Genomic DNA, 12,099 nt, shown 5'->3' with positions numbered 1-12,099 from the left:
TCAATCCCCCTCATGTCTGTGTTGCGCCGCCCCATCGGGGATCTGCGCGGAAGGCGTCTGGACCACCGGTTGCTGGTCTTCCTTCTTCCCGGTCATTCGCTCGATCAGGAAGTAGAACACCGGAATGAAGAACACCGCGATCACCGTCGCCGCCAGCATCCCGCCGATCACCCCGGTACCGATGGAGTGCCGGCTGTTCTCGGACGCACCCACGGCAATCGCCAGCGGCACGCAACCAAGGATGAATGCCAGCGAGGTCATCACGATCGGCCGCAAACGCTCTTTCGCGGCGGTCATGGCGGCATCGTAGGCGGACATGCCGGTTTCCCGGTTCAGTACCGCGAACTCGAAAATCAGAATGGCGTTCTTCGCCGCCAGGGCCACCAGCATGGTCAGGCCGATCTGGAAGTACACGTCATTGCTCAGGCCGCGCAGCAGCACGGCGAGCAGGGCGCCAAACAGAGCGAACGGTACAGCCATCAACACGCCGACCGGCAGCGACCATTTCTCGTACTGCGCCGCGAGGATCAGGAACACCATCACCAGGCCGAAGATGAACACCTGGGAAGACGCGCCACCGCTCTTTTTCTCCTCGAACGCCTCACCGCTCAGGGCCAGTGCATAGTCGTTGGTCATGATCTCGGCGCTGATTTCCTCCAGCGCCGCCAGTGCCTGGCCGGAGCTGTAGCCGGGGGCGGCGTTGGCGGTGAGCTTGACCGCCGGGAAGTTGTTGAAACGGGTCAGCAGGTCGGGCCCGGTGACGTAGCGGGTGGTCAGCACGGCCTTGAGCGGCACCATGCCGAGGTTTTTGCTGCGCACGTAGATCTGTTGCAGGTCCTCGGCCTTGAGGCGGTAGGACGGCTCGGCCTGCAGGATCACCTGCCACAGCCGGCTGAACTTGTTGAACTGCGAAACGTACAGCGAGCCGAACATGGTCTGCATCGCGCTATAGACGTCTTCCACCGGTACACCCAGTGATTCGGCCTTTTCCCGGTCGACATCGACCATCAACTGGCGCGAATGCACGTTGAAGGTCGAGGTGACGGCGCCCAGTTCCGGGCGCTCCTTGGCCTTGGCCAACAGGGTGCCGACCATTTCCGCCAGTTGGTCGACGTTGCCGTCGCCCTTGCTCTGCACCCACACCTCCATGCCGCCGGTGGTGCCCAGGCCCGGAATGGACGGCGGGTTGACCGGCAGAATGATGCCTTCCTGCACGGTGGAAAAGGCATGGGCCGCTTTCCGGATCACCGCCGGGGCGCTTTGCTCTGCGATGGTTTCGGAGTCCTTGTAGCGCCCTTCGAAATCCTTGAAGCCGACGAAAAACGCGCCGGCGTTGTTCTTGTTCTGGCCGTCCAGCAGGCTGTAGCCGTTGACGATGGCCACCCCTTCGACCGACGGATCGTTCATGAAAAAATCACTGGCCACCTGGCCCACCGCGCCGGTGCGATCCAGGCTCGCGGCATCGGGCATGATCACGGCGCCCAACAGGTAGCCCTGGTCCTCCGGCGGCAGGAAGGCGCTGGGGATGCGGCCGGCCATCAGCACGATCAGCACGATCATCCCGGCAAATACCAGCAGAGCCAGGGCGAAACGCTTGATCATGAAGGCCACCGAGCGCGAATAACCCTCGGTCATGCGCTCGAAGCTGCGTTCGAACCAGCGGAAGAACGCGTTCTTTTCGCCGTGCTGCGGCTTGAGCAGCAGGGCCGCCAGCGCCGGTGACAGGGTCAGGGCGACCAGGCCGGAGATCACCACGGAAATGGCAATGGTGATGGCGAACTGTTTATAGAGCTGGCCGGTGATCCCGCCCATGAATGCCACCGGGACGAATACGGCGCACAGCACCAGCACGATGGCCACCACGGGGCCCGCCACTTCGTCCATCGCCCGTTTGGCGGCGTCCTTGGGGTTCATCTTGTGCACATGCATGTTGCGTTCGACGTTCTCGATCACCACGATCGCGTCGTCCACCACAATCCCGATGGCCAGCACCATGCCGAACAGCGTCAGCATGTTCACGGAAAAGCCCATGGCCGTCATGCCGATGAAGGTGCCGACGATCGACACCGGCACGGCAATCACCGGAATCAGGGTGGCGCGCAGGCTCTGCAGGAAGAGGAACACCACGATGACCACCAGCACCAGGGCTTCGAAGAAGGTGTGGATCACCTCGGAAATCGACGCACGGGTGAAGGCGGTGGTGTCCATCACGATCTTGTATTCGATGCCCTCGGGGAAGGTGGCCTTCATGTCGGCCAGGGTCTTGGTCACCGCCGCCGAGACGTCGAGGGCGTTGGCGCCGGGTTGTTGATAGACCGCGATCAGCGTCGCCGGTTTGCCCTGATAGGTGCTGCGCAGCGAGTAGTCCTTCTGCCCCAGTTCCGCGCGACCGACGTCCTTGAGCCGCACGATGGCCGCGCCTTCGTTGCTGGCGCGCAGGATGATGTTCTCGAATTCGGCAGGCTCGGTCAGGCGCCCCTTGGTGGTCACGGCAAACGACTGCTCCACCGGCGCCCCGGTCGGCGACTGGCCGACCCGGCCCACGGCGAATTGCTGGTTCTGGTTGGCCACGGCCTTCTGCACATCGGCCGCGGTAATGCCCAGCTGGGCCATGCGGTCGGGCTTGAGCCAGATGCGCATCGCATAGTCCGGCGTGCCGAAGATACTGGCCTGGTTGGCACCGGGAATGCGCTTGAGCGCATCGAGCACATAGAGGTTGGCGTAGTTGGCGACGTAGGTGCTGTCATACCGGTCGCCCACGGAGTACACGGCCAGCACCATCATGAAGGCCGAGGATTTCTTCTGCACCTGGATGCCCTGGCTTTGCACCGCCGACGGCAGTTGCGGCAAGGCCAGGTTGACCCGGTTCTGCACATCCACCTGGGCCAGGGACGGGTCGGTACCGATCTCGAAGAACACGTTGAGGGTCATGTTGCCCGTCGCCGAGCTCGACGAGTTCATGTAGATCATGTTGTCGGCGCCGTTGACCTGCTGTTCGATGGGCGCGGCGACGTTATTGGCCACCACCTGCGCATCGGCGCCGGGGTAGGTGGCCGCCACCGTGATTTGCGGCGGCGTGATGTCCGGATACTGGGCAACCGGCAGCGAGAGCATGGCCACCGCACCGGCCAGGGTGATGACGATCGAGATGACCGACGCGAAGATCGGCCGGTCGATGCAATAGTGAGAAATGCTCATGGGCTGTTCCCACTGGCAGGCGCAGTTTGCGGACCGGCCTTGATGGTTTGCCCGCTATCCGGGGCAACTGGGGCCTTGACGGTCGACTCGTTGATTTTCAGCGTTGCTCCGGGTGAAACCCTGAGCGCGCCATCGACCACGATGCGTTCGCCGGCTTGCAGGCCTTTGCTGATGAACCAGTTATCACCTTGCCATTCGCCGACCTCGACCACCCGCTGTTCGGGCTTGCCTTCGCCATTGATCACCCAGACGAAGTGGCTTTTCGCCCCCTCGAGCACGGCTTTTTGCGGCACCAGTATGGCGTTCGGCCGGCTCGCGCCCTTGGCCAGGGCGCGGACGAACTGGCCGGGACGCAGCAGGCCGTTGGGGTTGGCGAGCACCGCACGTACCAGGAAGGTGCCGGTGTCCTGACTGTAGGAAGGCGCGGTGAAGTTCACCTTGCCGTGTTCGGGCACCACGGTGCCGTCAGCCAGTACCACTTCCACGACAAAGTCACTGCGGGCGGGAAATTTCAGGCGTCCGGCGGCAATCTCGTCACGGTATTTGAGGGTTTCGTTTTCCGAGAGGCTGAAGTTGACGTACATCGGGTCCATTTGAAAAACCGAGGTCAGCAGCCCCGATTCACCCGGCGTGACGTAACTGCCTTCCTGTTTTTTCGCGTCACCGGAAAGGCCGTTGAGAGGCGAGTTGATGGTGGTGTAGCTCAGGTTCAGTTGCGCGGTGCGTACCTGGCCTTCGGCGGCGAGCACTGCGGCCTTGGTCTCACGCTCAGCGCCCACGGCATTGTCCAGGTCCATCTTGCTCACGGCGTTCTGCGCTGCCAGCGGCCGGACGCGGGCGAGGGTGGCCTTGGCCACTTCCCAGCGCGCCTGTTGCTGGGCCATTTGCCCCTGGGCCGAGGCCAGTGCGGCCTCGAACGGCTTGCGGTCCATCTGGAACAGCACTTGCCCGGTTTTCACCAGGTCACCTTCGGTGTACTGGCGCTTGTCCAGGAAGCCGGCGACACGGGCGCGGATTTCCACTTCCCGCGAGCTCTCGGTCTGGGCGACGAATTCGAAAGTCACCGGCGTATCCCGCGCGGCGACCGTCATGACGGTCACTTCGGGAGGCTGGCGGGCCGGTGAAACCGGCTCTTTTCCGCACCCCGCCATGAGGGATGAAAGCCCTATCAGGGCAATAGCAGGCAAGCTCAAGCGCTGCCCGACAACGAATGATTTCACACCCATCCCCATGCTCCCTAAGGTCTCCCGATCAGAAGCGTAGTCACAAACCTTACACAGCGCGAACCGCGATGGAGCCTGTTTTTCAGGGGAAACGCAGTCCCTGTGGGAGCGGGCTTGCCCGCGATGAGGCCGGCCCATTAGGCATTGATGTTGGCTGACCTGACGCCATCGCGGGCAAGCCACGCTCCCACAGGTTCCGGGTGGCCTCGCAAGAGTCACTGTCATGAAATGAAAAGCCATTGTCGTCTGATGAGAAGCGACTCGACAGGCGCCGACCTACAGTCCAATCAGCGCAATTCGACGCACCCGACAATAATGCTGACTGGGGAACAAAATAATGGCCAAAGCCATACGCTTTTACGAAACCGGTGGTCCCGAAGTGCTTCGCTATGAAGATGTCGAAGTCGGCGAACCCGGTCCGGGCCAGGTCCGTCTTCGCCATGTAGCCGTTGGCCTGAATTATGCCGACACCTACTTTCGCAACGGCACCTACCCGATCCCGATGCCCAACGGCATGGGCGTCGAAGCGTCCGGCGTGGTCCAGGCCATCGGAGAGGGCGTGACCAACGTTCAAGTGGGCGATCGTGTCACGTACACCGGTTTCCTCAATACCCTGGGGGCCTACAGCACCGAGCGCCTGATCCCGGCCGCGCCGCTGATCAAACTGCCGGAGACCATCAGCTTCGAAACCGCCGCGGCCATGACCATGCGCGGCCTGACTTCGTCGTACCTGATGCGCCGCATCTATGACTTCAAGGCTGGCGACAGCATCCTGCTGCATGCCGCTGCCGGCGGTGTCGGCCTGATCGTTTCGCAATGGGCCAAGTTGCTCGGCCTGAACGTCATCGGCACGGTTTCCAGCGAAGCCAAGGCCGAAATCGCTAGCGCCCATGGCTGCGATCACGTCATCAACTACAGCCACGAAGATGTCGCCCAGCGCGTGCGCGAGCTGACTGACGGCGTGGGCGTGAACGTGGTGTTCGACAGTGTCGGCAAAAACACTTTCATGGGCTCGCTCGATTCGCTCAAGCGTCGCGGCCTGATGGTGTGCGTCGGCACCGCGTCCGGTCCGATCCCGGCTTTCGATCCGGTGCTGCTGGCCATGAAGGGTTCGCTGTTCCTGACCCGTCCGGCACTGGCCGACTACATCGCCGACCCTGCGGAAAAGGCCGCGCTGGCCGGTGAGCTGTTCGATCACGTCGGCAGCGGCCGGATCAAGATCGAGATCAACCAGCACTACGCCTTGCAGGATGCCGTCCAGGCCCATCGTGACCTGGAATCGCGCAAGACCACCGGCTCGTCGATTTTCGTCATTTAAGGGAGTTGCCTGCCATGAAAGTCGAACAATTGACCTGCAGCATCGGCGCGGAACTGATCGGCGTGAACCTCGCCGATGCGATCCATGACGACGGTCTTTTCGCCGAGATTCGTGCTCAGTTGCTCAAGCACCGGGTGGTGTTCCTGCGCGACCAGGACATCAGCCGTGCCGAGCACGTGGCCTTCGCCCGGCGTTTCGGTGAACTGGAAGATCATCCGGTGGCCGGCAGCGATCCGGATCACCCGGGCCTGGTGCGCATCTACAAGAACCCGGACCAGCCGATGGACCGCTACGAGAATGCCTGGCACACCGACGCCACCTGGCGCGAGGCACCGCCCTTGGGTTGTGTGCTGCGCTGCGTGGAGTGCCCGCCGGTGGGCGGCGACACCATGTGGGCCAACATGGTCGAGGCGTACGCGCGCCTGCCTGAAGACGTCAAGGTGAAGATCGCCGACTTGCGCGCCCGTCACAGCATCGAAGCCAGTTTCGGCGCCGCGATGCCGATCGAAAAACGCCTGGCACTCAAGGCGATGTACCCGGATGCCGAGCACCCGGTGGTGCGCACCCACCCGGAAACCGGCGAGAAGGTGCTGTTCGTCAACGCCTTCACCACCCATTTCAGCAACTACCACACCCCTGACCGGGTGCGCTTCGGCCAGGACGCCAATCCGGGCGCCAGCGAATTGCTGCGCTACCTGATCAGCCAGGCCTACATCCCCGAGTATCAGGTGCGCTGGCGCTGGAAACCCAACAGCATCGCCATCTGGGACAACCGCAGTACCCAGCATTACGCCGTCATGGATTACCCGCCGTGCCATCGCAAGATGGAGCGCGCCGGGATCATCGGTGACAAGACGTTCTGATCAGACACTTTCGGCATCCGCACTCATAGCATTCGCACTCAAAAACGTCCGCCCGGCTCGACCCCGGGTGGACGGGACAATCATAAGAACTGGAGTACACCATGCAATTTTTTGACGATTCCCTGCACCCGGAAAACATGGAAAAGGTGGTCATCACCGTGGCCCCGTACGGCCCGGAGTGGATGCCGGAAGATTTTCCCGAAGACATCCCGCTGACCATGGACGAGCAGGTGCAGAAAGCGGTCGATTGCTATGAAGCGGGCGCCACTGTCCTGCATTTGCACGTACGTGAGCTGGACGGCAAGGGTTCCAAGCGCCTGTCCAAGTTCAACGAACTGATCGCCGGTGTGCGCGAAGCCGTGCCGGACATGATCATCCAGGTCGGCGGTTCGATTTCCTTCGCCCCGGAAAGCGAAGGTGAAGCGGCCAAATGGCTGTCGGACGATACCCGTCACATGCTCGCCGAGCTGACGCCGAAGCCGGACCAGGTCACGGTGGCGATCAACACCACCCAGATGAACATCATGGAGTTGCTGTATCCGGAGTACCTCAAGGGCACTTCCCTGGATAACCCGCTGGTCCATGCCGCCTACAGCGAAATGACCGTGCCGGCCGGTCCTGCCTGGGTCGCCGAGCACCTCAAGCGCCTGATGGACAACAACATCCAGCCGCATTTCCAGCTGACCGGCATGCACGCCCTGGAAACCCTGGAGCGCCTGGTGCGCCGTGGCGTCTACATGGGCCCGCTGAACCTGACCTGGATCGGTATCGGCGGCGGTTTCGACGGCCCTAACCCGTTCAACTTCTTCAACTTCATCCACCGCGCGCCGGACGGTTGCACCCTGACTTCCGAGTCGCTGCTCAAGAACGTCATGCCGTTCAACACCATGTCGATGGCCATGGGCATGCACGCGCGAGTGGGCAACGAAGACACTATCATTGATCACAAGGGCGACCGCTTCGGTTCGGTTGACCAGATCAAGCAAACCGTGCGCATCGCCCACGAACTGGGTCGCGAAGTGGCCACTGGCAAAGAAGCCCGTGAGATCTATCGCATCGGTGTGAAGTACAACAGCATCGAGGAAACCCTGTTGGCCAACGGCATGGCCCCCAACCGCAAGGCTGGGCAAAAAGGTGTGCCGCAGCGCGGCTGATCGCGACTGCCAAGGGTCGCAACGAGAGGCCGTGACCTCTCGTTGCACCCGAAAAACGCTCGATAACAACAATAAAACCAAGTTTCGAGGAGGCCCAATGGCCTTTCACCCAATCGCCGCAGACGATGACGACGGTGCCGTCGCTGTTGCGCGTCCGTATGCCTGGATCGTCTTTGCACTGACGTTCGGCCTGTTGATTTCCGATTACATGTCGCGTCAGGTGCTCAACGCCGTGTTCCCGCTGCTGAAGGGCGAGTGGGCCCTGAGCGACGGCCAGCTTGGCTTGCTCAGCGGCATCGTCGCGCTGATGGTCGGGCTGCTGACCTTCCCGCTGTCGTTGCTGGCCGACCGTTTCGGCCGGGTCAAGAGCCTGGCGCTGATGGCCATGCTCTGGAGCCTGGCGACCCTGGGTTGTGCGCTGGCCCAGGACTACCCGCAGATGTTCATTGCCCGGTTCATGGTCGGCGTCGGTGAAGCCGCCTATGGCAGCGTGGGCATCGCCGTGGTGATTTCGGTGTTTCCGAAACACATGCGCGCGACCCTGGCCAGTGCCTTCATGGCTGGCGGGATGTTCGGTTCGGTGCTGGGCATGGCGTTGGGCGGGGCGATTGCCGCCAAGCTCGGCTGGCGCTGGTCGTTTGCCGGCATGTCGTTGTTCGGCCTGGTGCTGGCGGTGCTGTACCCGATCATCGTCAAGGAAGCACGCATCGCGCCCAAACGCGTGATGGACAAGGCAACTGCCGCGGTCAGTCGCCCGTTGCGCACCCTGTGGTCGAGCCCGTCGGTGATTGCCACCTACATCGGCAGCGGCCTGCAGCTGTTCGTCGGCGGCACGGTCATCGTGTGGATGCCCAGCTACCTCAATCGTTATTACGACATGGCCACGGACAAGGCCGGCGGTGTCGCCGCGATCATCGTGCTGTGCAGCGGCGCGGGGATGATCCTGTGCGGCATGCTCAGCGACCGGCTGTGCCGGCATTCGCCGGAGCGCAAGGTCGCCCTGGCCATCGCCTATTGCCTGGGCAGCTGCCTGTTGTTGTCGGCCGCCTTCGCCTTGCCGGCGGGGCCTGTGCAACTGCTGTTGATTTGTATGGGCATGCTGATCGCCGCCGGCACCACCGGACCTGCCGGGGCAATGGTTGCCAACCTGACCCATTACTCGGTCCACGGCACGGCGTTCGCCACGCTGACCCTGGCCAACAACATGCTGGGGCTTGCGCCCGGTCCGTTCCTGACTGGCAAGGTATCCGACCTGATCGGTTTGCACGCGGCGTTCCAGATGGTGCCGCTGGTCAGCATCGCGGCGGCGGCGGTGTTCTTTTATGCCAAGTGTCACTACCACAAAGATATTGCCCGTCTTCAGGGTCAGAGCGTGCCTGACCCCGTCAACGATGGCGGGTTAGAGGTGAAGTTGTGAGTCGTCGTTTACGTATTGATGTGTTTTTCGATTTCATTTGCCCCTGGTGCCTGATCGGCAAGCGTCAACTGGAACATGCCCAGGTGCAGTTTCGCAGTCGTTACCCGGATGTGCAGATCACCACGGTGTGGCATGGCGTGCAGTTGCTGCCGCAGATACCGGTCCAGGGTGAACCCTTCGCCGATTTCTACCGCAAGCGCCTGGGCAATGCTGATGCAATGACCATGCGTCAGGCGCAGGTACAGGAGGCTGCCAGGGCAGTTGGACTGACCATCGACCTCAGCCGCATCGAGACGATGCCAAACACTGCGGACGCTCATCGCCTGTTCGAACGAGTCAGTGAGACGGGCAATGCCAGTCAACGTGAAATGTTGCTCGAACGATTGTTCTCCGCGTATTTCCTCAGGCGCGAAAACCTCGGTTGTCGTGAGACCTTGCTCGCAATCGCCCGCTCCTGTGGTGTCGATACGGATGGGGTGCTCGATTGCCTGAAAGGCGATGCCACGCCCTTTGAGGGGTCGCCCGACGCGACCAGTGGCGTGCCGAGCTTCCAGTTCGACCGCCGCATGACGGTGATTGGCGCCCAGCCCGCCCAGGCGCTGCTCGGTGCCATGAACGAAGCCCTCAAGGAACGTGATCGCGAGCGGGAACCGGCATGACCCGGCGCATACCCGTGCCGGCCGGCAAACATCCGCAGGCCGGTGGCCGGGCGCTGTTCGAATTCGAAGACAAGAGCCTGGCGTTGTTCAACGTCGACGGCGAGCTGTTCGTCATCGACGACAGCTGTCCGCATCAGGGCGCCTCGCTGTGTGGCGGGCGCCTGGACGGCAGGGTGATCCAGTGTTGCGCCCACGGTCTGCGTTTCGACCTGCGTAGCGGTTACCTGCTCAATTCCAACCTGGTGAAAGTCAACAACTACCCGGTCGAGATCATCGACGACCAGGCGTTTATCGTCATCGCTTCAGAGGAGTCCGCGCCATGAGCGCCATTGCTCTCACCCGTATCCACAGTCGCACGCGCGAACTGGCGCCGGGCTTTATCGTCAGCCTGATCGTGGCCGCCGCCGCGTCTTTTTTGTCCGAGCACTACGGTGCGCCGGTCATGCTGTTCGCCCTGTTGCTGGGCATGGCCCTGAATTTTCTCGCCGATGACGGCCCGTGCAAGGCCGGTGTCGAGTTCACTGCCCGTACGGTGCTGCGCATTGGCGTGGCGCTGCTGGGCATGCGCATCACCCTGGAGCAGATGGCCGCGTTGGGCTGGAAGCCGATTGCGCTGGTGGTGATTCTGGTGGTGGTGACCATCGGCGTGTCGGTGATCGCCGCCAAGGCCCTGGGTTTCCAGCGCCTGTTCGGCATGCTCACTGGAGGCGCGACGGCCATCTGCGGCGCCTCGGCGGCGTTGGCGCTGGCGGCGGCGCTGCCGAATCATCCGCAGAAAGAACGTGCGACCCTGTTCACCGTGATTGGCGTCTCGGCACTGTCGACGATGGCGATGATTGTGTACCCGATGATCGCCAACTGGTTGCACCTGTCACCGCAACTGGCGGGGGTGTTTCTTGGCGCGACCATCCACGACGTGGCCCAGGTGGTGGGCGCGGGCTACAGCATGTCGACCGAGACCGGCGACACGGCCACGGTGGTCAAGCTGATGCGGGTCGCCATGTTGCTGCCGGTGATCGTCACCGCCGCCATGATCACCCGTATGCAGGGTGCCGACCCGACGGGCAAGCGGCCGCCGTTGCTGCCCTGGTTTGCCGTGGGCTTTCTGGTGCTGGCGTGCATCAACAGCACCGGCTGGGTGGTCCCGGCGGTGCAGGGCGCGGTCAATGATCTGTCGCGCTGGTGCCTGGTGATTTCCATCAGTGCCCTGGGGATGAAGACCCGGCTCAAGGAGCTGGCGTCAGTGGGCATCAAGCCGATTTTGCTGATGGTGGGGGAGACGGTGTTCCTGGTCGTGCTGGTGCTGTTGTTGCTGCACTGGGGGGCTTGAGGCCGCTATCGCAAATGCCAGGTGGCAGGGCCGCATTACGGTGACTCCTGACGTGATGGGGCTGACGGCCGGTGCCAGAAACACCGGCTTTTCGCGGCGACTGTACCAGCAGTTGCCGTTTTTTTTGCCTGCGGTTTATGTTGCTTGGTGGTTTTTGACTGTGTGCATATCCATTGCTGCGGTAACGGCCGCTTATGGTTCCGCCCTTACGGCGGGTCACTTTCGAAAAGCGCGAAAGTAACCAAAGCGCTTTATCCCCTGACGTACGGTGCCTCGCCTAGGCTCGGCATTCCCTCGCTCCGGTATTCATCCGGGGGCATCGCCTCCGGTTTGCTTCGCTGCACCTCCTCTCGATGTGTGCGGCTTCGCCGCACGGCGCTGCGCGCCTTCCCCCCGGATGAACACCTCCACTCGGCCTTCCGACGGGGCAGGTCAAAATCAAAAGCGAGGCGGCCGACCGGCCGGCCTGATTGCGCTGGGCCCGTGTAGGAGCGAGCCTGCTCGCGATGGACGACAGAACGCCTCGGGGTGTCAGGCTGCCAGCGTTATCGTTGACGACCATCGCGAGCAGGCTCGCTCCCACAGGGGGGGGAGGTAAATCTGGAAGAGACTGGTCGGCTGTCAGGCCGCCTTCGCGGGCAAGCCAGCTCCCACAGGCATGTGCCCACCTGGAGACCTGTAGGAGCTGTCGAGTGCAACGAGGCTGCGATCTTTTGATTTTCAAAAGCAAGATCAAAAGATCGCAGCCTACGGCAGCTCCTACACGGGACCGCGTCAAATCAGGCCGAGCGTTAGCTCGCCTGAAAGCTTTTGATCTTGATCTGCCCCGTCGGAAGGCTGAGTGGAGGCATTTATCCGGGGGCAGGCGCGCAGCGCCGTGCGGCGCAGCCGCACACATCGAGAGGAGGTGCAGCGAAGCAAACCGGAGGCGATGCCC

The 12,099-nt window shown here is 62.6% G+C and carries 9 protein-coding genes; 7 read left to right on the top strand and 2 right to left on the bottom strand.

Annotated elements, in window-relative coordinates; all coding sequences use genetic code 11:
• Both ABTV29_RS16295 and ABTV29_RS16290 read right to left on the bottom strand, forming a co-directional pair.
• Positions 1 to 3,198 carry an efflux RND transporter permease subunit gene (locus ABTV29_RS16295; protein WP_433765429.1) on the bottom strand — a complete coding sequence of 1,066 codons (3,198 nt, stop codon included), beginning with the start codon at positions 3,196 to 3,198 and terminating at the stop codon, positions 1 to 3.
• A complete protein-coding gene (locus tag ABTV29_RS16290) occupies positions 3,195 to 4,424 on the bottom strand; it encodes an efflux RND transporter periplasmic adaptor subunit (RefSeq protein ID WP_433765427.1) in 1,230 nt (409 codons plus the stop codon). The genes ABTV29_RS16295 and ABTV29_RS16290 overlap by 4 nt, the downstream gene beginning before the upstream one ends.
• 334 nt (positions 4,425 to 4,758) lie before the next feature.
• Here ABTV29_RS16290 and ABTV29_RS16285 point away from each other — a divergent pair, with 334 nt between their 5' ends.
• From ABTV29_RS16285 to ABTV29_RS16255, 7 genes are all read left to right on the top strand, one after another.
• Positions 4,759 to 5,739: a quinone oxidoreductase family protein gene (locus ABTV29_RS16285; RefSeq protein WP_433765425.1), complete on the top strand. Its 981-nt coding sequence runs from the start codon at positions 4,759 to 4,761 to the stop codon at positions 5,737 to 5,739.
• 14 nt (positions 5,740 to 5,753) lie between these two features.
• Positions 5,754 to 6,602, top strand: a complete 849-nt coding sequence (locus ABTV29_RS16280; RefSeq protein WP_433765423.1) for a TauD/TfdA dioxygenase family protein — start codon at positions 5,754 to 5,756, stop codon at positions 6,600 to 6,602.
• Positions 6,603 to 6,703: 101 nt separating this feature from the next.
• Positions 6,704 to 7,756: a 3-keto-5-aminohexanoate cleavage protein gene (locus tag ABTV29_RS16275; RefSeq protein WP_433765422.1), complete on the top strand. Its 1,053-nt coding sequence runs from the start codon at positions 6,704 to 6,706 to the stop codon at positions 7,754 to 7,756.
• Positions 7,757 to 7,853: 97 nt separating this feature from the next.
• Positions 7,854 to 9,173: an MFS transporter gene (locus ABTV29_RS16270; protein ID WP_433765421.1), complete on the top strand. Its 1,320-nt coding sequence runs from the start codon at positions 7,854 to 7,856 to the stop codon at positions 9,171 to 9,173.
• Positions 9,170 to 9,832 carry a DsbA family oxidoreductase gene (locus ABTV29_RS16265; RefSeq protein ID WP_433765419.1) on the top strand — a complete coding sequence of 221 codons (663 nt, stop codon included), beginning with the start codon at positions 9,170 to 9,172 and terminating at the stop codon, positions 9,830 to 9,832. Before ABTV29_RS16270 ends, ABTV29_RS16265 begins: the two co-directional genes overlap by 4 nt.
• Complete coding sequence (locus ABTV29_RS16260) at positions 9,829 to 10,155, top strand: Rieske (2Fe-2S) protein (RefSeq protein ID WP_433765418.1); 327 nt, start codon at positions 9,829 to 9,831, stop codon at positions 10,153 to 10,155. Before ABTV29_RS16265 ends, ABTV29_RS16260 begins: the two co-directional genes overlap by 4 nt.
• Complete coding sequence (locus ABTV29_RS16255) at positions 10,152 to 11,162, top strand: YeiH family protein (RefSeq protein ID WP_433765417.1); 1,011 nt, start codon at positions 10,152 to 10,154, stop codon at positions 11,160 to 11,162. The genes ABTV29_RS16260 and ABTV29_RS16255 overlap by 4 nt, the downstream gene beginning before the upstream one ends.
• Positions 11,163 to 12,099: the final 937 nt, after the last annotated feature.

Source organism: Pseudomonas putida (assembly GCF_050989985.1).
In the GTDB taxonomy this organism is placed as follows: domain Bacteria; phylum Pseudomonadota; class Gammaproteobacteria; order Pseudomonadales; family Pseudomonadaceae; genus Aquipseudomonas; species Aquipseudomonas putida_AI.
Note: the sequence above shows the minus strand (reverse complement) of the source record. Positions and strands in the feature narration are given on the sequence as shown.

Excerpts from the sequence above, each read along its gene's own strand:
- ABTV29_RS16295 (WP_433765429.1), bottom strand. The coding sequence starts at position 3,198 with ATGAGCATTTCTCACTATTGCATCGACCGGCCGATCTTCGCGTCGGTC.
- ABTV29_RS16290 (WP_433765427.1), bottom strand. The coding sequence starts at position 4,424 with ATGGGTGTGAAATCATTCGTTGTCGGGCAGCGCTTGAGCTTGCCTGCT.
- ABTV29_RS16285 (WP_433765425.1), top strand. The coding sequence starts at position 4,759 with ATGGCCAAAGCCATACGCTTTTACGAAACCGGTGGTCCCGAAGTGCTT.
- ABTV29_RS16280 (WP_433765423.1), top strand. The coding sequence starts at position 5,754 with ATGAAAGTCGAACAATTGACCTGCAGCATCGGCGCGGAACTGATCGGC.
- ABTV29_RS16275 (WP_433765422.1), top strand. The coding sequence starts at position 6,704 with ATGCAATTTTTTGACGATTCCCTGCACCCGGAAAACATGGAAAAGGTG.
- ABTV29_RS16270 (WP_433765421.1), top strand. The coding sequence starts at position 7,854 with ATGGCCTTTCACCCAATCGCCGCAGACGATGACGACGGTGCCGTCGCT.
- ABTV29_RS16260 (WP_433765418.1), top strand. The coding sequence starts at position 9,829 with ATGACCCGGCGCATACCCGTGCCGGCCGGCAAACATCCGCAGGCCGGT.
- ABTV29_RS16255 (WP_433765417.1), top strand. The coding sequence starts at position 10,152 with ATGAGCGCCATTGCTCTCACCCGTATCCACAGTCGCACGCGCGAACTG.